This is a genomic window from Neisseria shayeganii, from assembly GCF_014054965.1.
Taxonomy (GTDB): Bacteria; Pseudomonadota; Gammaproteobacteria; order Burkholderiales; family Neisseriaceae; genus Eikenella; species Eikenella shayeganii.
Genome location: NZ_CP059567.1, coordinates 406,473 through 426,423, shown reverse-complemented (window position 1 = coordinate 426,423; position 19,951 = coordinate 406,473). Strand labels below are relative to the sequence as shown.

19 protein-coding genes, 1 tRNA gene and 1 pseudogene are annotated in these 19,951 nt (G+C 59.1%); 9 read left to right on the top strand and 12 right to left on the bottom strand.

Annotation, left to right across the window (positions count from 1 at the left end):
* The first annotated feature begins 4 nt into the window (after positions 1–4).
* On the top strand, positions 5–265 hold the full coding sequence (locus tag H3L94_RS01960; protein WP_182122444.1) for a hypothetical protein: 261 nt from the start codon (positions 5–7) through the stop codon (positions 263–265).
* Between the two features lie 775 nt (positions 266–1,040).
* On the opposite strand, the gene dcd is transcribed toward H3L94_RS01960, so the two are convergent.
* Positions 1,041–1,607 (bottom strand): dCTP deaminase, encoded by a 567-nt coding sequence (gene dcd / locus H3L94_RS01955; RefSeq protein ID WP_182122443.1) that lies wholly within the window; start codon positions 1,605–1,607, stop codon positions 1,041–1,043.
* Between the two features lie 63 nt (positions 1,608–1,670).
* Positions 1,671–2,570 (bottom strand): recombination-associated protein RdgC, encoded by a 900-nt coding sequence (locus tag H3L94_RS01950; RefSeq protein ID WP_182122442.1) that lies wholly within the window; start codon positions 2,568–2,570, stop codon positions 1,671–1,673.
* Positions 2,571–2,692: 122 nt separating this feature from the next.
* Here H3L94_RS01950 and H3L94_RS01945 point away from each other — a divergent pair.
* Positions 2,693–2,768, top strand: a tRNA-Glu gene (locus tag H3L94_RS01945).
* A 208-nt stretch (positions 2,769–2,976) separates the two neighbouring features.
* Here H3L94_RS01945 and H3L94_RS01940 read toward each other — a convergent pair.
* On the bottom strand, positions 2,977–3,471 hold the full coding sequence (locus H3L94_RS01940; RefSeq protein WP_182122441.1) for a hypothetical protein: 495 nt from the start codon (positions 3,469–3,471) through the stop codon (positions 2,977–2,979).
* 149 nt (positions 3,472–3,620) lie between these two features.
* Here H3L94_RS01940 and serB point away from each other — a divergent pair, with 149 nt between their 5' ends.
* The 4 genes from serB (at position 3,621) to H3L94_RS01920 (ending at position 11,774) form a co-directional block, all read left to right on the top strand.
* Positions 3,621–4,457, top strand: coding sequence for a phosphoserine phosphatase SerB (gene serB / locus H3L94_RS01935; protein ID WP_182123076.1), 837 nt, complete (start codon positions 3,621–3,623; stop codon positions 4,455–4,457).
* A 70-nt stretch (positions 4,458–4,527) separates the two neighbouring features.
* Positions 4,528–6,042 carry a polyamine aminopropyltransferase gene (locus H3L94_RS01930; protein ID WP_182122440.1) on the top strand — a complete coding sequence of 505 codons (1,515 nt, stop codon included), beginning with the start codon at positions 4,528–4,530 and terminating at the stop codon, positions 6,040–6,042.
* A 110-nt stretch (positions 6,043–6,152) separates the two neighbouring features.
* Positions 6,153–7,757 carry an NAD(P)-binding protein gene (locus tag H3L94_RS01925; RefSeq protein ID WP_182122439.1) on the top strand — a complete coding sequence of 535 codons (1,605 nt, stop codon included), beginning with the start codon at positions 6,153–6,155 and terminating at the stop codon, positions 7,755–7,757.
* 189 nt (positions 7,758–7,946) lie between these two features.
* Positions 7,947–11,774, top strand: coding sequence for a DUF3683 domain-containing protein (locus H3L94_RS01920; protein ID WP_182122438.1), 3,828 nt, complete (start codon positions 7,947–7,949; stop codon positions 11,772–11,774).
* A 105-nt stretch (positions 11,775–11,879) separates the two neighbouring features.
* On the opposite strand, the gene ispF is transcribed toward H3L94_RS01920, so the two are convergent.
* The 3 genes from ispF to dnaQ all read right to left on the bottom strand — a co-directional run bounded on the left by ispF (position 11,880) and on the right by dnaQ (position 13,868).
* Positions 11,880–12,359 carry a 2-C-methyl-D-erythritol 2,4-cyclodiphosphate synthase gene (ispF, locus tag H3L94_RS01915; RefSeq protein WP_182122437.1) on the bottom strand — a complete coding sequence of 160 codons (480 nt, stop codon included), beginning with the start codon at positions 12,357–12,359 and terminating at the stop codon, positions 11,880–11,882.
* A gap of 82 nt (positions 12,360–12,441) precedes the next feature.
* On the bottom strand, positions 12,442–13,152 hold the full coding sequence (gene ispD / locus H3L94_RS01910; protein WP_182122436.1) for a 2-C-methyl-D-erythritol 4-phosphate cytidylyltransferase: 711 nt from the start codon (positions 13,150–13,152) through the stop codon (positions 12,442–12,444).
* The gene (gene dnaQ, locus H3L94_RS01905; protein ID WP_182122435.1) at positions 13,149–13,868 is read right to left on the bottom strand and encodes a DNA polymerase III subunit epsilon; all 720 of its coding nucleotides are present in this window, start codon (positions 13,866–13,868) and stop codon (positions 13,149–13,151) included. The genes ispD and dnaQ overlap by 4 nt, the downstream gene beginning before the upstream one ends.
* Before the next feature lie 128 nt (positions 13,869–13,996).
* On the opposite strand from dnaQ, the pseudogene H3L94_RS12265 reads away from it, so the two are divergent.
* From H3L94_RS12265 to H3L94_RS01895, 3 genes and pseudogenes are all read left to right on the top strand, one after another.
* Positions 13,997–14,229 (top strand): annotated as a pseudogene (locus tag H3L94_RS12265) (hypothetical protein).
* Positions 14,230–14,407: 178 nt separating this feature from the next.
* On the top strand, positions 14,408–14,725 hold the full coding sequence (locus tag H3L94_RS01900) for a hypothetical protein (RefSeq protein WP_182122434.1): 318 nt from the start codon (positions 14,408–14,410) through the stop codon (positions 14,723–14,725).
* Positions 14,709–16,064, top strand: a complete 1,356-nt coding sequence (locus H3L94_RS01895; protein WP_182122433.1) for a sodium-dependent transporter — start codon at positions 14,709–14,711, stop codon at positions 16,062–16,064. The genes H3L94_RS01900 and H3L94_RS01895 overlap by 17 nt, the downstream gene beginning before the upstream one ends.
* A gap of 130 nt (positions 16,065–16,194) precedes the next feature.
* Here H3L94_RS01895 and iscA read toward each other — a convergent pair whose 3' ends face one another.
* The 6 genes from iscA to H3L94_RS01865 all read right to left on the bottom strand — a co-directional run bounded on the left by iscA (position 16,195) and on the right by H3L94_RS01865 (position 19,816).
* On the bottom strand, positions 16,195–16,515 hold the full coding sequence (gene iscA, locus H3L94_RS01890) for an iron-sulfur cluster assembly protein IscA (protein ID WP_009119738.1): 321 nt from the start codon (positions 16,513–16,515) through the stop codon (positions 16,195–16,197).
* Positions 16,499–16,786 (bottom strand): hypothetical protein, encoded by a 288-nt coding sequence (locus H3L94_RS01885; protein ID WP_050797919.1) that lies wholly within the window; start codon positions 16,784–16,786, stop codon positions 16,499–16,501. Before H3L94_RS01885 ends, iscA begins: the two co-directional genes overlap by 17 nt.
* 308 nt (positions 16,787–17,094) lie before the next feature.
* On the bottom strand, positions 17,095–17,589 hold the full coding sequence (locus tag H3L94_RS01880; protein WP_182122432.1) for a DUF302 domain-containing protein: 495 nt from the start codon (positions 17,587–17,589) through the stop codon (positions 17,095–17,097).
* A gap of 50 nt (positions 17,590–17,639) precedes the next feature.
* A complete protein-coding gene (gene iscU, locus H3L94_RS01875; RefSeq protein WP_009119741.1) occupies positions 17,640–18,026 on the bottom strand; it encodes a Fe-S cluster assembly scaffold IscU in 387 nt (128 codons plus the stop codon).
* 74 nt (positions 18,027–18,100) lie between these two features.
* Positions 18,101–18,979: a hypothetical protein gene (locus H3L94_RS01870; protein WP_182122431.1), complete on the bottom strand. Its 879-nt coding sequence runs from the start codon at positions 18,977–18,979 to the stop codon at positions 18,101–18,103.
* Positions 18,980–19,003: 24 nt separating this feature from the next.
* Positions 19,004–19,816 (bottom strand): hypothetical protein, encoded by an 813-nt coding sequence (locus H3L94_RS01865; protein ID WP_182122430.1) that lies wholly within the window; start codon positions 19,814–19,816, stop codon positions 19,004–19,006.
* Positions 19,817–19,951: the final 135 nt, after the last annotated feature.

The following is a 19,951-nucleotide window of genomic DNA, read 5'->3' as shown; positions in this document are numbered from 1 at the left end:
TGGAATGAGACTGTTGTTGTTCGCTGTGATTATTGGGGTTCTGTGGTATTCGTCTTTGCTTTTTTGGATAGCGGCAAGTGTGTGTTTCCTGATTGCCGCCGCAATCGTGGCCGATTGGCTTCAGCATAGAGCGATGCAACGCGCCTTACAGCAAGCAAATCGAGAGCGCATGCAAGCCGTCAGGGTTTATCAGCGCCCCTATGATGAAGAGCGCAGCGCGGAAAATCAGGCATATTGGCAGCGACGTATGCGTAAGGGTGGATAATATTTTGATATTGCAACGGTTTGGCGGGAGAAAGCCCGCTTTTTTTGTCTGCCCGCGAGAAAAACACTATAGGAAAAACTGAAAAAGTAGCGGTTACCTCGGTTACCAACAAAACTTAACTATCTAAATCCAATACTGGCAAGGATTACAGCGGTAACCGTTGCAAAATTTAACAACGGTTACCCAGCAGTTACCGCGGTTACCGTTTTATAATCAATCAGTTAAAAATGCCGTAACCAGACGGTAACCACAGGTAACCACGTTAAATTATGTAATCGGTTACCATTTTATTTAAATTAAACAATGGATTAAATACACGGTAACCGAGTAACCGCAGTAACCGCTATGTTTTGCCTATCTATACACGTTTTTTTATGCCGCCCCGAAAATCGGCAACAGGGCAGCGCCCCTTATGGCCGAAAATGCAGGAAATGCCCGATAGCTGGCAGTATGAAAACTATTGCAGGCGGGATAATTCGGGATTATCTTGGATAAAGCGGGATGGCGGATTTTGTCGGATTGGGGCAACACAAACGGCATTTTTTGCCCTGAAGGTTTGAATATTACGGTATTTTTTACGGTATTTTATGATTTCGGAAAATGTATTTTATTAAATATCAATTGATTAAATGTTAAATTCATGTCTTGCCGCACTCATAAAACCTTGTTTTTATTAAAATTTGCCTTGAGCCGCCTATACCCTTGAGCCGCCTACACAAAGATTCGGGCTACCTGAAAACCTTTCAGGTAGCCCGAAGTGCCGTTATGGCGGCGGTCAGGTTTTGGGCAGCGTCACCCCCGTCTGCCCCATGTATTTGCCGTTGCGGTCTTTATACGAAGTTTCGCACACCTCGTCACTCTCGAAAAACAGCACCTGCGCCACGCCCTCACCGGCATAGATTTTGGCCGGCAGCGGCGTGGTGTTGGAAAACTCCAGCGTTACATAGCCTTCCCATTCCGGCTCGAACGGCGTCACGTTCACAATGATGCCGCAGCGCGCATAGGTGGACTTGCCCAAACACACGGTGAGCACGTTGCGCGGAATGCGGAAATACTCCACTGTGCGCGCCAAGGCAAACGAATTGGGCGGGATGATGCAGCAGTCGTCTTCCACGGTGACAAAGTTTTTCGGATCGAAATTTTTCGGATCGACAATGGTGCTGTTGATGTTGGTGAAAATTTTGAATTCGTTGGCGCAACGGATGTCGTAGCCGTAGCTCGAAGTGCCGTAGGAAATGATTTTGCGCCCGTCGGCTTCCTTCACCTGATTGGGCTCGAACGGCTCGATCATGCCGTGTTCTTCCGCCATGCGGCGTATCCATTTGTCGGATTTGATGCTCATCTTCATCCTTTGTTCTGTCAAAACGGCGGTACAGCGCACACACCGTCTGTTGTCCGTTGCGGCCTATTCCTGCCAGCCGCCCAGATAAGCGGCCAGCTCCTCCAGCATGGTGCTCAGCGCCTCGGCCATCAACACCTGCGAGGCAAACGCCAGGCTGGCGGCGTCGCTGCCGTGGCTGTCGGCTTCCTCCTGTAAAACATCCAGGTATTGGATGCGCTTGAGGGTGAAATCCTGAGTGAGGATAAAGGCAATCTGTTCGCGCCACACCAGTCCCAGCTGGGTCACGGTTTTGCCGTTTTTCACGTGCTGCACCACTTCGTCGGCGGTCAAATCCTGCTTCGACACCTTTACCGTGGGCGCGGCATCGCCCTGCCCTTTCAGCTCGCAATCGCTGTCGAGCTCGAAACCGCCTTCGGCCGCGCCTTTGAGCAGCCATTCGGTCATCAGGCTGCCGGGCGACTGTTTGGCATTCGGCAGCCGCGCTTCCAAACCGCCCAAGGCTTCGCGCAGCTTGGTGAGCATGGCTTCGGCCTTGGCGGCGGAAGCGTTGTTCACCAGCAGATAGCCGTGGCGGATGTCGAACAAGGCCTGCGAACGGCTGCTGCGGGTAAAGGCGCGCGGCAGCAGATCATCGGTAATCTGCTCTTTGAGTTCCTGCTTTTCCTTGCGGCCGACATTGCGCCCTTCGGCATTCTGGATTTCCGCCACTTTGTCTTCCAACACATCGCGGATCACGCCGGCCGGCAGCACTTTTTCCTCTTTTTTCAGCGCCACGCCCCAAGTGAAATCGGCAGGAAACACCAATTCGGGCGAAAAGCCCTGCGGCGCGGCAAAACCCTCGCTGAACCAGTCCAAACCCTGCACCGGCGCAAATTCGGCCTCCGCCAGCTTCGCCGCCAGCGTGTCCAAATCGGGCAGGGCATTTTTGTTGAGGAGATAAAAACTTAACTGCTTAAACCACATGGCTCGGCTTTCCTGCTGCTAAAAGCGCGGCATTATAGCCCAAATCCGCCCGCCTTCAATGCCGCCGCCCGCCGGCTTGACAGCCCGCCAAGGCGCAGTAATAATGCGCGCCTTTCCCGCACGCGCCCATCGTCTAGAGGCCTAGGACACTGCCCTTTCACGGCGGCAACCGGGGTTCGAATCCCCGTGGGCGTGCCAACCTTTCTTCACTACGAACCGTTGGTAGGCAAACCCATCCAGCTCCGCAAACCTTGGCGGGGCTTTTTTGTATTCCGGCAAAACATCGGCCTGCGGCTTAAAGCCCTTCATCACTGCCTATCGCCGCGGCTTATTCGGACTCAATCTTCTGCCGCATTGGCTTTTCAGGTAGCCTGCAGGCTACCTGAAAACGCTACGGCCATTGCCCTTATTGGGATTTGGGCTGCAGGCTTTGCAGATACAGCGCTTTTACCCGCTCAAACTGTTCCGCCGACAGCGTTTGGCGCAAAAATTCGGCGCAGCGGTTGCGGCTTTGCATGTGCATCAGTTCGGCCTGCGTGATTTGGTCCATCAGCGCCTCGCGCTGGCTTTGCAGCGCGTTGTGTAAAATGGCCTGGCGCAGATTGGCGCGCAGGGCCAGCAGGTTTTTCTGGATCGCCATGCGCACCGGCGCGGCTTCGCGGCGGTAGGCCGCCAGCGCCGCCGACTGCTCGGGGGTCAGCTGCAGGGCTTGTTCGTGGCGCATCACAATCGGCATCAGTTCGACAATCGGCGCGGTGGCGTCGCCGGCCGCCGGCGCGCCCTGCATGGCCACCGGTGCGGCGAGTTCCTGCGCGGTGTACAGTTTGCTGTGGTGGTGCGGCATGTGGGTGCAGCCCGCGCCCAAGGCCAGCACGGTCAGCCAGACAGCTGTTGGTTTCATGGTTTTCTCCTGTTCGGGTTGGGTAGTCAGCCGGCCGGCCGAGCACCTGCGCCAAGCCGGCGGCCGGAGCGATTATAGCCAAACAAGGCGCGGCATGGTTTTGTGTTGTCTGGATTTTGTGTATGCTTGCATCTTTTTTGGCCGCCGCCATGACCCACGTTCTCGTTATCCAACATCCCCGCCCCGACACCCTTGATCTGAGCGCGCTGCCCGCCAGCCTGCCCGCGCCCGTCCGCCATCGGCAAAACACGCTGCGCTTTGCCGTGGCGGCCGATTTCAGGCTACCTGAAAGCGCCGTGCTGGCGCTGCAGGCACAAGAGGCGGATGTCGGCGTGTTGCCCGATATGGCGTTTGCCGAATTGGGCCTGATTGTGAGCGATATGGATTCCACCCTGATCACAATCGAATGCGTGGACGAAATCGCCGCCGGCGTGGGTTTGAAAGAACAGGTAGCGGCGATTACCGAGCAATCCATGCGCGGCGAATTGGACTTCGAACAATCGCTGCGCCGCCGCGTGGCCCTACTGAAAGGGCTACCTGAAAGCGAGCTGCAGCGGGTGTACGACGAGGTGCTGCAATTAACGCCGGGCGCGGAAACCCTCTTGGCCGAATGCCGTACGCACGGGGTGAAATTCATGCTGGTGTCCGGCGGCTTCACCTTTTTCACCGAACGCCTGCGCCAACGGCTGGGCTTCGAATACGGCTTTGCCAACGAGCTGGTGTCGCACAACGGCCGATTAAGCGGCGAACTCAGCGGCCGTCTGATCGACGCCCAAGCCAAGGCCGACCTGCTCGCCGAATACCGCGACCGCCTCGGCCTGCGCCGCGAACAAACCCTGGCCATGGGCGACGGCGCCAACGATATTCCCATGCTGCAGGCGGCCGGTTTCGGCGTTGCCTTCCGCGCCAAACCGAAAGCAGAAGCGGCGGCGGATGTGCGCATCCGCTTCGGCGGTTTGGAAGCCGTGCGCGGCTGGTTCCGCTGACACGGCTTCTGCACCGCCCGCTGGGGCTACCTGAAACCCAAGCTACCTGAAACCCAAGCTACCTGAAATCATGAAACTGAACCGCACGCTGATTATTTCCGTCTTCATCGTGGCCAGTTGCGGGCTGGCCTACGAGCTGATTATGGCGGCGCTGGCCAGCTATCTGTTGGGCGACAGCATTCTGCAGTTTTCGTCCATCATCGGCCTGTATCTGTTTGCCATGGGCATCGGCGCGCACCTGACCCGCTACATCAAAGACGAAGACGCGCTCACGCGCTTTATCGAAATCGAGCTTTTGGTGGGCGTCATCGGCGGCCTCTCGGCGCTTTTGCTGTTTGTGGCCTTCGGCCTCTCCGCCGCGCCCTTCCGCACCCTGCTCTACGCGCTGGTGCTGATTGTGGGCACCGTGGTGGGCATGGAGATTCCGCTGGTGATGCGGGTGCTCAACCAGCAGCAGGCCGACTTCAAAGAACTGGTGTCGCGCGTGCTCACCTTCGATTATCTGGGCGCGTTGGCGGTGTCGCTGCTGTTTCCGCTGGTGTTGGCGCCGCGGCTGGGCATGGCGCGTTCGGCCCTGCTGTTCGGCCTGCTCAATGCGGCGGTGGCAGTGCTGACGGCCAAGATTTTCCGCCGCCAGCTGCCGCGCTATGCCGCCATCCAAATCCGCGGCACCGCCGTGCTGGCCGTGCTCGCCGTGGCCTTTATCTACGCCAACCACATCACCTTCCGCGCCGAACAGAGCTATTTCGGCGACCCGGTGGTGTATGAAAGCCATTCGCCCTACCAGCGGCTGGTGGTGACCCAATGGAAAGACGATGTGCGCCTCTATCTCAACGGCAACCTGCAGTTTTCCTCGCGCGACGAAGCCCGCTACCACGAGGCTTTGGTGCTGCCGGCGATGCAGATGGCCGAACGGCCGCAGCGCGTGCTGATTCTGGGCGGCGGCGACGGCCTGGCCGCGCGCGAAGTGCTGAAATATCCGTCGGTGGAACACATCACCCTGGTCGATCTCGACCCCGACATGACCCGCACCTTCACCACTTCCGCCACTCTCAGCCGCCTCAACGAACGCTCGCTCAGCCACCCAAAAGTACAGGTGGTCAACGACGACGCCGCCAAATGGCTGGAAAGCAACCGCCATCAATTCGACGTCATCATCATCGACCTGCCCGACCCCGCCAATTTTTCGTTGGGCAAACTCTATTCCGTGCCCATGTACCGCCTGGTGGCCCGCCATCTGGCGCCGCAGGGGCGGGTGGTGGTGCAGTCCACCTCGCCGTATTTCGCGCCCAACGCCTATTGGTCGGTGGTGGCCACGCTGGAAGCGGCCGGCCTCCACACCGCACCTTATCATGTGTATGTGCCCTCTTTCGGCGAATGGGGCTTTGTGCTCGCCGCCCGCGAAAACCACTTCCCGCTGCCGCAGCGCTTTGATGTGCCCACCCGCTTTCTCAACGCCCAAACCGCCGCCGAAATGTTCCGTTTCCCGCCCGATATGGCGCGGCGGCAGGTGGAACCGAACTATTTGAACACCCAGATTTTGGTCAGCTACTTCGAGCAGGACTGGAACGAAGTGATGCGTTAGAACCTGTTCATCAGCTTCCTTATTCTTGATTCAGCCCTCACCCCTTTTCAGGTAGCCTGCGGCCGTCATCTGTCCAGCCTCAGGCTACCTGAAAGCCGTTTGTCCGCCCTATGTCTGTTTCCCGCCGCCGATTCCTTGCCTACACCGCCGCCTTGGGCAGCTCCGCCGCCGCGGCCTGGCTCGGCCACCGCCACTTAAACCCAATGCCCAGCGTACAAGTAAACCGCCACGGCCTGCCGCTGGGCCACCTGCTGCGCGACCGCAGCCTGCCGCACAACATAGGCGCCGAACACCGCTGCCACACCCTCATCCTCGGCAGCGGCGCCGCCGGCCTCTCTGCCGCCTGGTATCTGGCCAAACACGGCCGGCGCGACATCGTGCTGGCCGAAGGCATGGAGCCCGACGGCAACAATGCCGGCTACTACCGCCACGGCCTCGGCGCCCCCACCGCCGCCCACTACCTCGCCCTGCCTTCCGCAGAAAGCGAATACGTGCGCGAAATGCTGCGCGACTTCGGCATCCTGCAAGCCGACGGCCGCTACCGCGAAACCGATTTGGTGCACGCCCCCGAAGAGCGGCTGCTGCACAAAAACCGCTGGCAGAGCGCGCTGCTGCCGCAGGAGGACGCCGACAGCCGCCGCTTTTACGCGCTGATCGAACAGCTGAAAACCGCCCGCGGCAGCGACGGGCGCAAACTGTTCGCCCTGCCCGTGGCCCTGTCTTCTCAAGACGCCGCCTGGCGCGCGCTCGACCGCCTCAGCTTCGCCGCCTGGCTCGACCGCGAAAACTACCGCTCCCCCTCGCTGCGCTGGTATCTCGACTACTGCTGCCGCGACGACTACGGCCAAGGCATAGACGCCGTTTCCGCCTTCGCCGGCCTGCACTACTTCGCCGCACGCGGCCCCGCCCAAGACACCGTGCTCACCTGGCCCGACGGCCTGGCCCATCTGTCGCGCCAACTGCGCCGCCACGCCGGCCTGCAGCCGGCAGACGGTTTCGCCCGCGCCCCGCAACAACCCTGCACCGTCAACGCCAGCGCCCTGCAGATTGAAGAACACGGCGACCACGTGGCCGTGGTGCTGCGCCACAACCTGAGCGGCGAAACCGTGCGCTTCCGCGCGCAGCAGGTGGTGGCCGCCATGCCGCTGATGGTGGCCGCCCGCATTCTCGCCGATGCCGCCGCTTACGGCTTTGGCCACGCCCTGCCCGAATACGCGCCCTGGCTGGTGGCCAACTTCGTGCTGCACCGATTCCCGGACGAACCAGCCGGCAGCGATTTGGCTTGGGACAATGTGGTGCACGGCGGCAGCGGCCTGGGCTATGTGGTGGCCACCCACCAACTGATCCGCGCCGCCAAACCCGAACGCACCATCTTCACCGCCTACACCGCCCTCAACCACGACCGCCCGCAAAACGTGCGCCGCTGGCTGTTGGCCGCCGGCGACCAAGAACTGCTGCACCACGCCGCACGCGACCTCACCGCCGCCTACGGCCGCGCCTTCTGGCGGCATGTGGAACATGTGGACATCAGCGTGCGCGCCCACGGTATGAGCGTGCCCCAACCGGGCTACCTGAACGACCCGCTGCTGCTCGCTCTGCGCCGCCACCGCTCCCGCCTGCACTTCGCCCACAGCGATTTAAGCGGCTATTCCGTGTTTGAAGAAGCCGTGTATTGGGGCGTGGAAGCCGCCAAACAGATTCTGGCGCAGCCGTAAACGCCGCTTCATGCCGCACCGCAGGCTACCTGAAACCGTTTTCAGGTAGCCCGATGAATCCCGTGCAAAAACCGGCACTCGGCATTGAAATTTTCCCTTATTTGCACTAAATTGCTGCCTTGCACAATAACAAGCTGTCCGCCATCCGTTTGCCGCGCGACAGGCCACCACACCCCACGGAACCACACCATGAGCACCAGCGCCCGCATCCGCGAAATCCCCTACAACTACACCTCCTATTCCGACCGCGAAATCGTGATCCGCCTGTTGGGCGAGCCGGCATGGGACACCCTGGAAAACCTGCGCTCGCAACGCCGCACCGGCCGTTCGGCACGCATGTTGTTCGAGGTGTTGGGCGACATTTGGGTGGTGATGCGCAACCCCTATCTGGTGGACGACCTGCTCGAACACCCCGAGCGTCAGGCCGCACTGGTGAAAGAAATGCGCCACCGCCTGAACGAAGTCTATAAACGCCGCGACGACAACAGCGACGTGCTGCGCTTGGTGCAGGCCGCCGAAAGCGCGGTCAACCGCTTTGCCGACAGTTTCGCCACCACCCAGCTCAAACGCGCGCAGATTTTGGAGCGCCTGGCCAAAATCACCAAAAAACACAACATCATGTTCGACGGCCTAGCGCGGGTGAGCCACGTTACCGACGCCACCGACTGGCGCGTGGAATACCCCTTCGTCGTCATCAATCCCGACAAAGAATCCGAAGTCGCCCCGCTGGTGCGCGCGCTGATCGAGCTGGACCTTACCATCATTCCGCGCGGCGGCGGCACCGGCTACACCGGCGGCGCCGTGCCGCTGGACGCCATGAGCGCCGTCATCAACACCGAAAAACTCGACCGCCACCACGGCGTGCAGTATGTGGCGCTGCCGGGGCTGGAAGGCGAACACCCCATCATCCACTGCGGCGCCGGCGTGGTGACCCGCCGTGTGGAGGAAACCGCCACCGCCGCCAAGCTGGTGTTTGCGGTGGACCCCACCTCCGCCGACGCCTCCTGCGTGGGCGGCAACGTGGCCATGAACGCCGGTGGTAAAAAAGCCGTGCTGTGGGGCACCGCGCTCGACAACCTGGCCTATTGGAAAATGGTCAACCCGCAGGGCGAATGGCTGAAAATCGAACGGGTGCGCCACAACTTCGGCAAAATCCACGACGAAGACACCGCGCTGTTCGACGTGCACACCCTCAAAGACGACGGCGAAACCATCGCCAAAACCGAACGCCTCGAAATTCCCGGCCACAAATTCCGCAAAGTCGGCCTCGGCAAAGACGTGACCGACAAATTCCTCGCCGGCCTGCCCGGCGTGCAGAAAGAAGGCACCGACGGCATCATCACCAGCGTGGCCTTTGTGCTGCACCGCATGCCCGCGCACACGCGCACCGTCTGCCTGGAATTCTTCGGCACCGTGGCCAACGCCACGCCTTCCATCGTGGAAATCCGCGACTTCCTGCTCGGCCACCCTTCGGTGAAACTGGCCGGCTTGGAACATTTGGACTGGCGTTATGTGCGCGCGGTGGGCTATGCCACCAAGGCCGCCGGCAAGGGCCGCCCGAAGATGGTGCTGATTTCCGACATCGTTTCCGACGACGAAGCCGCGGTGGAAGCCGCCGCCGAGCACATGGTCGAGCTGGCGCGCGCCCGCGAAGGCGAAGGCTTCATAGCCGTCAGCCCCGAAGCGCGCAAAACCTTCTGGCTCGACCGCAGCCGCACCGCCGCCATCGCCAAACACACCAATGCCTTCAAAATCAACGAAGACGTGGTGATTCCGCTGGAACGGCTGGGCGAATACTCCGACGGCATCGAGCGCATCAACATCGAGCTCTCCATCCAAAACAAGCTCAAACTGTGCCACGCCCTGCTGCAATACCTTTCAGGTAGCCTGCCGGTGGACAAAATGGGCACCGACCTGCCGCCGAGCGAGTTGTTGGGCGAACGTGCCGAGCACGCCAAAGCCCATGTGGAGGCCGTGCAGGCGCGCTGGCAGTGGCTGCTCGACCACCTCGACCAACCCCTGGGCGAATACCGCGCCCGCTTCGGCGAAGCGGTGAATGCGCTTTCAGGTAGCCGGGACAGCGACTCCTGCTTCATCACCATGCGCGACTTCCGCCTGCGCGTGTCGGTAAAAGAAGACATCATGAAGCCCCTGGCCGAAATCTTCAGCGGCCAGGCCGACAGCAACATCATGAAAGGCTTGGACAAAATTCACGCCAAAGTGGTGCGCGGTCGCGTGTTCGTCGCCCTGCACATGCACGCGGGCGACGGCAATGTGCACACCAACATCCCGGTCAATTCCGACGACTACGAGATGCTGCAAACCGCCCACAAAGCGGTGGCGCGCATCATGAACATCGCCCGCAGCCTCAACGGCGTGATTTCCGGCGAACACGGCATCGGCATCACCAAGCTCGAATTCCTCACCGACGAAGAAATGCAGCCCTATTGGGACTACAAAGCCAAAGTCGATCCGCACGGCCGCTTCAACCGCCACAAACTGATGAAAGGCTCGGATTTGCGCCGCGCCTACACGCCCTCTTTCGAGCTGTTGGGCTTCGAATCGCTGATTATGGAGCAGTCCGACTTGGGCAAAATCGCCGACTCGGTGAAAGACTGCCTGCGCTGCGGCAAATGCAAACCGGTGTGTTCCACCCATGTGCCGCGCGCCAACCTGCTCTACAGCCCGCGCAATAAAATCCTCGGCGTCGGCCTCTTAACCGAAGCGTTTTTGTACGAAGAGCAAACCCGCCGCGGCGTGTCAATGCGCCATTTCGACGAATTGCACGACGTGTCCGACCACTGCACCGTCTGCCACCGCTGCGTGAAACCCTGTCCGGTGAAAATCGACTTCGGTGATGTCACCGTGGCCATCCGCAACTACCTGCGCAAAGCCGGCAAACAGCGTTTCCACCCCGCCGTGGCCGCCGGCATGGCCCTGCTCAACGCCAAAGACCCGCGCACCATCAAAATCCTGCGCAAAGGCGTGGCCGAAACCGGCTTCAAGTTGCAAAACTTCGGCTACGAAATGGGCCGCAAATTCAAGCTCGGCGGCGAAAAACAGAAAGCCGAACCCGCCGCCACCCTCGGCAAACCGCCGGTGCGCGAGCAAATCGTCCATTTCATCAACCGCCCGCTGCCGCGCCATGTGCCGATTAAAACCGCGCGCGCGCTGTTGAACATCGAAGACGACAAAACCGTGCCCATCATCCGCAACCCCGCCATGCCGGAAGATGCGGAAGCCGTGTTCTACTTCCCCGGCTGCGGCTCCGAGCGCCTGTTCAGCCAAGTCGGCCTAGCCACCCAGGCCATGCTCTACCATGTAGGCGTGCAAACCGTGCTGCCGCCCGGCTACCTGTGCTGCGGCTACCCGCAGGCGGCCGGCGGCCAGGACGACAAAGCGCAGAAGATGATCACCGAAAACCGCGTGCTGTTCCACCGCATGGCCAACACCCTCAACTACCTCGACATCAAAACCGTGGTGGTGAGCTGCGGCACCTGCTACGACAGCCTCGCCGGCTACCGCTTCGAAGACATCTTCCCCGGCTGCCGCATCATCGACATCCACGAATACCTGCTGGAAAAAGGCGTGAAACTCGACGGCCTGCAGGGCCGCCAATACCTGTATCACGACCCCTGCCACAGCCCGATCAAAACCATGAACCCCACCCAAATGGCTTCCGAGCTCATGGGCAAGCCGGTGGTGTTGAGCGACCGCTGCTGCGGCGAGAGCGGCATGTTTGCGGTGAAACGCCCCGACATCGCCACCCAGGTAAAATTCCGCAAGCAGGAAGAAATCGAGAAAAACCTCAAGCAACTGCCGCAAGACGGCAGCCCGGTGAAACTGCTCACCTCCTGCCCCGCCTGCTTACAGGGCCTCTCGCGCTACACCGACGACAACCCGGTTGATGCCGACTACATCGTCATCGAAATGGCGAAAACCGTATTGGGCGAGAATTGGCAAAACGACTTCGTCCACCGAGCCAACAACGGCGGTATGGAAAAAGTATTGCTCTAAAGCGGTATAGGCAAAACTCAGGCTACCTGAAAATAGATTCAGGTAGCCTGAGACCTTTCTGTTCGGCGGCTTCTCCTCTTGGGCGCCACTCAAAGCGCCTTTTGATTACCTGGCCGCCAGCAACACCACCGCCTGCGCTTCGATGCCTTCCATGCGGCCGAGGTAACCGAGTTTCTCGTTGGTTTTCCCCTTCACATTGACCGCACCGATGTCCAAGCCCAAATCGGCGGCGATGTTGGCGCGCATGGCGTCAATGTGCGGGCGCAGTTTGGGCTGCTGGGCAATTACCGTGCTGTCCACATTCACCACACGCCAGCCGGCCGCCTGCACCGCGGCATAAGCGGCGCGCAGCAGCACGCGGCTGTCGGCATCTTTGTGTTCGGCCGCCGTATCGGGAAACAGCTTGCCGATGTCGCCCAAAGCCGCCGCGCCGAGCAAGGCGTCGGTGATGGCGTGCAGCAGGGCATCGGCATCGGAATGGCCGAGCAGCCCTTTGTCAAACGGTATGCGCACGCCGCCGAGAATCAGCTCGCGGCCGGCAACCAGTTGGTGGACATCATAGCCCTGTCCGATGCGGATATTCATAGTCTTCCTTTAAGTGAATGGTTTGCGGCATCACCGCAGAATCAGAGGCTACCTGAAAAGCCGCCGATGCGGTTTTCCGGTTTCAGGTAGCCTGTTCGGCCGCCAACAGCAGGCGGACAATGTATTCGTCCTGCGGCAGCGTCATCTTCAGATTGCGGCTGTCGCCCGCCACCAGTAAAGGCTGCACACCCAGGCGTTCGACGGCAGAGGCTTCGTCGGTAATGTCGGCAAAATCGGGGTGGCTCAAAGCCCGCTGCAGCAAATCGGCTCGAAACAGCTGCGGCGTTTGCGCCTGCCACAAACCCTTGCGCGACACCGTGGCCGCAATCGCCGAGCCTGCACCGGCGCGCTTCAGAGTATCGGCCACCGGCAAAGCCAGAATGCCGCCGGCAGGATGGCCGCCGGCTTGATCCAACAAACGCCGCAAGGCGCTGCGGGGCAAGCAGCAGCGGGCGGCATCGTGCACCAAAATACAATCGTCCGACCGGGCCAAGCCCTGCGCCAGCAAAGCATTCAATCCGTTAAACACGCTGTCGGCACGGCTTTCGCCACCGCAACGCAACCAGGTCACTCGGGCCGCTAGGTTTTCAGGTAGCCTGACTGCCTGCGCGTAGTACCCGTCTTGGGGCGACACCACCACCGCTACCCGCTCGATCTGCGGTTCGGCCAACAAACGGCGTAGCGTGTGTTCCAACACACTGCGGCCGTCAATCTCCACATACTGCTTGGGCCGGCCGGCGCCGAAACGGCTGCCCACGCCGGCGGCCGGCACCAAAGCCAAATAACGGCTCATGCCTCTCTCCGCCACAGGCTGCCGCCGTCGGCGGCTTGATCGAGGCCGTCGAGATAGGCTTCGTGCGCCGCCGTTTCGTCGGCATCGGCGTGCAGCACTCTTAAATGCGCCGGCCGCTCGGAAACAGCGGCAGACCGAAACTCTGCCCGAACATCGGTCTCTTCTTCGGCAAACTGATCCACCAAGCTGAACTGCGAACGGGTCATGCCCAAATAGACTTCGCTCAACAGCTCGCAATCGATGAGGGCGCCGTGGTAAACACGCTTGCTTCGGTCCACCCCCAGGCGGGTACAAAGTGCGTCCAACGAGTTTTTCTGCCCGGGATAAAGCTCTTTGGCCATGGCCAAGGTGTCGGTTACCTCCGCTGCCAGCTGGCTGGCGGTGGGCAAACCGGCTTTGCCCAATTCCATGTCCAAAAAGCCCATATCAAAGGCAGCGTTGTGGATCACCAAATCGGCACCGCGAATGAAATCGGCAATTTCTTCGGCCACCTCGGCAAACTTCGGCTTGTCGGCCAACTGCGCCAGGGTGATGCCGTGTACCCGCACCGCCTCTTCGGGAATATCCCGCTCCGGATGCACATACAGATGCAGATAACGGCCAGTGAGGCGGCGGTCGATCATTTCCAAGCCGGCAAACTCGATCAGGCGGTCATCCCTATCGTAATAAAAGCCGGTGGTTTCGGTATCCAGAATAATTTGGCGGGTGGGCTTCATGGCAACGGCAGGTATTTGAGTCAAAACAGGCCGCATCTTACCCAAAAGCCCGGCCCGCTGCCAGCTTCAGCCCGTTGGCCTGAGGCCGGCTCAGTGTCAGAAGGTCTGAGACCTTTGCACCCCCCCATCTGCGGCGCATTTCTGCTTTGTGCGTTTATGCTCTATGGGTACTGCTCGCTCGCTTGCCTATCTATATGATATGTCTGTCCCACGGGGATTCCTGACGTTCACGTTCGCTGCGCTGCTGCGCCTTGAACTGCGTCCACATCTGGGGGTTTTGCAAAGGTCTCGGCCTGACGATGTGCCGCCATTGGGCGGCGGCTGTCGCGGCCTGCTAAATCTTATCCGCTACCCGGCTTAAACGCTGGCTGACCGCAGGCCAGATGATTGTCGTTTCGGCAAACCGCTCGGCTCAACAATCGTAAAACCCACAGCAATTTAAACTTTATTCCTTTAAAAAACAGATTGATATTTAATCATTATAAAATAATAATAATTATCATTTGCTATTTAAATCAAGTTTGGGTAAGATACGCCACATGTTCAACAAAGCACAAGTTTGGTTGAATACCCTCTTCGGAGTATTGCTTGGCAATATTCCTCCCCTTTTGGTAGTGGTTTGTGTTCCTTTTGCGCCCCGTCTCATCGGGGCGATTTTTTTGTTCATTTTGCCGCGCACAAGCAAAATCCTCTTGTCTTTACAATTATTAACTGGCATTATCGCTCCTTCTTGCAATCCCTACGCCGGTGCCTGTTCCATATTACGGGAGCAAAACCTCGTTAATCAGGAAACCGGCCGGTACTTCACGATTCCCTTTAAGACAAGAAAAAGGAAACATCATGAGCGCTTCACATAAGCACACTCATGCCCAATGGGGCTCGCGCTTGGGCTTCATTTTGGCCGCCGTCGGTTCGGCAGTCGGCTTGGGCAACATCTGGAAATTCCCCTATATGGTGGGCTCAGGCGGCGGCTCGGCCTTCCTGTTCACCTATTTGTTCTGTATCGCCCTTATCGGCTTTCCGGTGATGGTGGCCGAGTGGATGATTGGCCGCCGCGGCCAAAAAAATGCCATGAACTCATTTGCCGATGTGGCGGCCGAAAGCCAACGCAGCCGCTCTTGGGGCTTGGTGGGCGCTTTGGGCATTCTGGCCGGCTTTCTGATTCTGTCTTTTTACAGCGTGATCGGCGGCTGGGCCGTAAACTATTTCCTGTCCGCCACCAGCGGCACGTTCAGCGGCATGGATGGTGATGCCACCGGCGCACTCTTTACCGGCATGCTGGGCAATCCGGGCAGCATGACCCTGTGGCACACCGTCTTCATGGTGCTGACCGCCGTGCTGATCGCCTTGGGCGTGACCAAAGGCATTGAGCGCGCCGCCAAAACCATGATGCCGCTGCTGGCACTCATCCTCTTGATTTTGGTCGGCTACGCCATGACCCAATCCGGCTTCTCCCAAGCCATGGAATTCCTGTTCTCGCCGGATTTCTCCAAAATCAACAAAGACGTCTTCCTCGCCGCACTCGGCCATGCCTTCTTCACCCTGTCTTTGGGTATGGGCATCATGGTGGCTTACGGATCCTACCTGGGCAAAGAAGTCAATCTGCTGAAAACCGCCACCATCGTCTGCGTATTGGACACCGTATTGGCCATGCTGGCCGGCTTGGCGATTTTCCCGCTGGTGTTCACCAACGGCTTGGACGTTGGCGCCGGCCCCGGTCTGATTTTCGTGACTCTGCCCATCGCCTTCGGCAATATGGCCGGCGGTCAAATTATCGGCATTCTGTTTTTCCTGCTGGTTGTGTTTGCCGCGCTGACTTCTTCCATCTCCCTTCTGGAGCCTACCGTTGAATTCCTGGAAGAGCGCACCTCGCTCAGCCGCGTGGCCGCTACCGTTGTGACCGCCATCGCCGCCTGGGCCATCGGTATCGCCGCCCTGCTGTCTTTCAACGATTGGAGCGGCTTCAAACTGTTTGACATGGGCATCTTCGACCTGCTCGACTACGTGACCAGCAAAATCATGCTGCCCTTGGTGGGCTTGGGCGGTATCGTATTCGCCGCTTGGCGCATGAACCAAAAAGTGGTGCGCGAAGAATTGGAAATCAGCGAATCCGCCATGGGCATCTGGAACATCGTGGCCCGTTTCATCGCCCCCATCGGCGTGATTGTGGTATTCGTGTACAGCCTGATCGCCTAAGCACGGTTACGGCATGACAAAAAAGGCTACCTGAAAACTTTCAGGTAGCCTTTTTAGGTTGGGTGATTCAGCTGTGCCGCTGCACAACCAAACGGCCTCCCTCCACACTTGAGCGCTTATCGGAGCGGCGTCAAACGTGGAAACTTTCGCCGCAACCGCATTCGTTTTTCACATTCGGGTTTTGGAATTTAAAACCTTCCTGCAAGCCCTCTTTGGTGTAGTCCAATTCGGTGCCGTCCAAATAAACATGGCTTTTCGGATCAACAAACACTTTCACGCCGTGGCCCTCAAACACCAAATCTTCAGCTTGAACCTCATCCACAAATTCCAGGGTATAAGCCATGCCGGAACAGCCGCTGGTTTTCACGCCCAAGCGGATGCCTTCGCCCTTGCCGCGTTTGCTCAGAAAATTTTGAATGTGTTTGGCGGCCTTCTCAGTCAGGGTAATCATGTTCACTTTCCTCATTCGGGTGTGCCGCGCCCGAAGCGCAGCGGTTTTTCGCCCAATCAACAGCGGCCGTGATGGCCGCTTTGGCCTGCGGGCTGTTTTTCCAACAACTGGAGCCGCTCAAAGCGGCCCCTTGTTCCAATATATCGACCACCTCGGCGGCAGCCAACGCCGCCACATCATCCAGCCCCATCTGCTGCAAACGCTTGAGCACAGACGGGCCAATGCCTTTTACGGCCAACAGGGAGACGGTTTCCTCACGGTTCAGCGGCATCATACGCTCCTCAGGCTACCTGAAAACGGCAGCATCATTGCTGAAAACCTGCTCATCATCTTCTTGCGCACTCTTGTGCAACGGTATCGAAGCAAAAACCACGAATACCGGGGGCCAATGCGCATAACAGGGAATATTTCTGTTGTCCCTTCAACGCAAAGCAACAGAGGCAGCAGGATATTGCCCCGATACCGCTGCAACGGAGATTTCAAACAGGCCCTTCGCCATCAGCAGTCAATATGCGCCGCAGCGTCTGTCCCGCCCTGCCGTTCACTTCAATGATGCAGCAGGGAAGCGGGCGACAGGTTTTATTGCGTTACAGTGGCCCGGATCAGTTTTTCGGCATTGGCCAGGCTGTTTTCCACTTCACTGTATTCGATGCGACTGCCGCGAATCAAATTGCGGGTGTCGTTATACACCACAGCCACTTTGCCGCCCTGCTCCGTTACCAAAACACGCAGCGGCAACTGCAGAGCGAAAGTCGGATCTTTCACCATCAGCGGCGTACCGGCTTTTGGGGTGCCGAATACGATGACTTTGGCCGGCTGCATATCCAGCCCGTTTTGCCGTGCCGCCGCCTGGTGGTCGATGACGGCAAAAATCGTCATCCCCTTGCTTTGAAAAGCGCTTTGCAGGCGGGCAACGGTATCGTCGAAACCGTAACGGCTGTCAAGCGCGTGACTGACCGGCGCTTGTTCGCCGCCCGCTGCCTGCACGGCGGCCGGCTGCGGGCCGGCATGGGCGGCCAGCGCCGCACAAGTAACCGCAACCAAGGCAAGAGATTTCCATTTTTTGCATTGCATTGTCTTTATCCTCATTCCTGCCGACACATTATGCCGGCTCAAATAGCCATTTAATCGGCACCGTGCTTCTTTTTGTAATCCGATACCGCGGCTTTAATCGCGTCTTCGGCCAAAATCGAGCAGTGTACTTTAACCGGCGGCAGTTCTAATTCTTCGGCGATTGCACTGTTTTTAATGGCGAGCGCCTCATCCAGACTCTTGCCTTTTACCCATTCGGTAATCAGTGAAGAAGAGGCGATGGCCGAGCCGCAGCCGTAGGTTTTGAATTTGGCGTCTTCAATCACGCCCTCTTCGTTGACTTTAATTTGCAGTTTCATCACATCGCCGCAGGCCGGCGCGCCGACCATGCCGGTGCCGACCGATTCGTCGTTTTTGTCGAACGAGCCGACGTTGCGGGGGTTTTCGTAATGATCAATCACTTTGTCGCTGTATGCCATGATGGTTTTCCTTTTCAGTATGTGGTTTGTGGCCGGAATGTTTAGGCTGTCAGGCTACCTGAAAGCCTGCCGGTTTAACGGCCGGCCGCCGGTTGGATCCAAAACCGGGGCGCTGCTTGCCGGTTGGTGGCGGGCAAGCGGGACTGGTATTCCTCCGCTTGCAAAACAAAAGGCGCAGGCGCATCCGCCGGTTTTGGGTTCAGACAATCGCGCTCCAAATGACGCCGCTGTTCTGCGTCGATCGGCGCCGGCTCGCCGAAATCTGTGCCCTGCATTTGCAAATGGCCGTGGTGGAACATGGCACTCATCGGAGCGTGCCGTATCCATGCGCCCGGTTCCAATCTCAACCAAAGATAAGGTTGGTCGCCGGTATCAAATTGGCTGATGCGGTAACCGCTCTCGGCAGAGCCTTCTGCGAAAAACACATAACGGGCACTGTGCGGCAAATCGAGCTCGAAAACGCCGCCGATGGCCTCAGGGCGGGATTCGGTGGCAAACAGCGGAGCCAGGTTGTCCGGCAAGGTCGGACGGTTGCTCCAGCCGAACAACACCGTGGTTTCACCGATACCGGCAAACGATTGACCGTCCACCGTCAGGCGTCGGGCGCGGGGAAACGGTTTGCCGGACACCGGATCGTCATCGCTGGCCCACAGCACATAGGGGCTGGGATAGGGCGACTCTGCCTGCAGAGACAGATGGTAACCGTTGTACAAATCCGTACTTTGCCAACGGCCGCCGACCGCCAAATCGACAGGCGGGGTGCGCAGGCGCTGGCAGAAACGCTGGTCGGGCAGCAAAAACAATTCCGTCACCATCTGCGGATGCACATCGCGGTATGCGCCGATAAAAGGCGGTTCAACCGGCTGCTGCGCCGAAGCACTGCCAGCCAGCAGGATACCGATGACGGCCAATCCCAGCCGTTTTCGGCCTGTTATCCGCTTGTTGTTGTCCATGTTCTCGAACCTGATACGGCTTGCTCAGCGCCCAAACCACGGGCGCTGCTGCGGCAGTTTGTCGATACGGTATTCGGCCTGCGGCTGAAACAGCGTTACATGCGGGTCATCCGGCACGCCGCTCAAGCAACCTTTGCGGACGGCATCTGCCTCTCCCCGCTCAAACGGGCGGGGGCGTCCCATATTGGCATCATTCAGCGTGAGCTCGCCGTTGTGGAAATAAGCTTCCCACACCGTGCCGGCCCGGGCGGCCTCTTCGCTCAAAATCAGCCGTACCGAGTGGCGCGGACGGCCGATGTCGAAACGGCTGATCCGCCAGCCGCCATCGGGCGCCGGATAACCCAAAAACAGGTAGCGGTGCGTCAGCGGCAGACTCTCCTTGGGGCTGAAAACACGTTGGTTGGGAGCGAACATCGGCGCCAAGTTGTCCGGTGTTTCGGGCCGGTCGCTGCTACCGAATACGGCGTCGCGTTGCAGCATAGAAAATGCAGCCGTGTTAATCAACAGTTCCGGCGCTTCCGGCTCTTCACCGGCAACGGTGGCGATTGGAGAGCGTGTGACCAACACAAAACGGCTGGGCAAGGTGCTCACGCGGGTAAACTTGAGACGGGTAACGGCGCCGTCCTGGCCCAAACGCTCCCACTTGCCGGGTGCGTAAACATCCATCGCCCCAGCAATCATGGCGAAGCAGAAAGTTTGGTCAGGCAGCACCGCCAGTGAAGCCATGCTGTCCACCGAGCCTTTTTGGTACATACCGACAAGCTCGACCTTCGGTGTTTGCGCCGCAGCAGCCGCGCTCACACCCAATAGGGCCAACAGGTAAGCAGTGCGTTTCATGTCCTTCTCCTGTGCAGACGCCGCGCCGGCCGGCAATCTTGATCAGTTTGCTGACTGCGCCCGCCGCACGGCAAAATGGTTAAGGTTTTTTTTATTATCTTTAATTTATCTTGATGTGCCTGTGTTTTGGCGAAG

What these genes read in the sequence shown, in the direction of transcription:
- H3L94_RS01950 (WP_182122442.1), bottom strand. Translation starts at nt 2,570, where the DNA reads ATGTGGTTTAAGCAGTTAAGTTTTTATCTCCTCAACAAAAATGCCCTG.
- iscU (WP_009119741.1), bottom strand. Translation starts at nt 18,026, where the DNA reads ATGGCATACAGCGACAAAGTGATTGATCATTACGAAAACCCCCGCAAC.
- H3L94_RS01925 (WP_182122439.1), top strand. Translation starts at nt 6,153, where the DNA reads ATGTCTGTTTCCCGCCGCCGATTCCTTGCCTACACCGCCGCCTTGGGC.
- H3L94_RS01940 (WP_182122441.1), bottom strand. Translation starts at nt 3,471, where the DNA reads ATGAAACCAACAGCTGTCTGGCTGACCGTGCTGGCCTTGGGCGCGGGC.
- dnaQ (WP_182122435.1), bottom strand. Translation starts at nt 13,868, where the DNA reads ATGAAGCCCACCCGCCAAATTATTCTGGATACCGAAACCACCGGCTTT.
- H3L94_RS01960 (WP_182122444.1), top strand. Translation starts at nt 5, where the DNA reads ATGAGACTGTTGTTGTTCGCTGTGATTATTGGGGTTCTGTGGTATTCG.
- H3L94_RS01865 (WP_182122430.1), bottom strand. Translation starts at nt 19,816, where the DNA reads ATGAAACGCACTGCTTACCTGTTGGCCCTATTGGGTGTGAGCGCGGCT.
- ispF (WP_182122437.1), bottom strand. Translation starts at nt 12,359, where the DNA reads ATGAATATCCGCATCGGACAGGGCTATGATGTCCACCAACTGGTTGCC.
- ispD (WP_182122436.1), bottom strand. Translation starts at nt 13,152, where the DNA reads ATGAGCCGTTATTTGGCTTTGGTGCCGGCCGCCGGCGTGGGCAGCCGT.
- H3L94_RS01870 (WP_182122431.1), bottom strand. Translation starts at nt 18,979, where the DNA reads ATGGACAACAACAAGCGGATAACAGGCCGAAAACGGCTGGGATTGGCC.
- H3L94_RS01920 (WP_182122438.1), top strand. Translation starts at nt 7,947, where the DNA reads ATGAGCACCAGCGCCCGCATCCGCGAAATCCCCTACAACTACACCTCC.
- H3L94_RS01895 (WP_182122433.1), top strand. Translation starts at nt 14,709, where the DNA reads ATGAGCGCTTCACATAAGCACACTCATGCCCAATGGGGCTCGCGCTTG.
- dcd (WP_182122443.1), bottom strand. Translation starts at nt 1,607, where the DNA reads ATGAGCATCAAATCCGACAAATGGATACGCCGCATGGCGGAAGAACAC.
- iscA (WP_009119738.1), bottom strand. Translation starts at nt 16,515, where the DNA reads ATGATTACCCTGACTGAGAAGGCCGCCAAACACATTCAAAATTTTCTG.
- H3L94_RS01880 (WP_182122432.1), bottom strand. Translation starts at nt 17,589, where the DNA reads ATGCAATGCAAAAAATGGAAATCTCTTGCCTTGGTTGCGGTTACTTGT.
- serB (WP_182123076.1), top strand. Translation starts at nt 3,621, where the DNA reads ATGACCCACGTTCTCGTTATCCAACATCCCCGCCCCGACACCCTTGAT.
- H3L94_RS01930 (WP_182122440.1), top strand. Translation starts at nt 4,528, where the DNA reads ATGAAACTGAACCGCACGCTGATTATTTCCGTCTTCATCGTGGCCAGT.
- H3L94_RS01885 (WP_050797919.1), bottom strand. Translation starts at nt 16,786, where the DNA reads ATGCCGCTGAACCGTGAGGAAACCGTCTCCCTGTTGGCCGTAAAAGGC.
- H3L94_RS01900 (WP_182122434.1), top strand. Translation starts at nt 14,408, where the DNA reads ATGTTCAACAAAGCACAAGTTTGGTTGAATACCCTCTTCGGAGTATTG.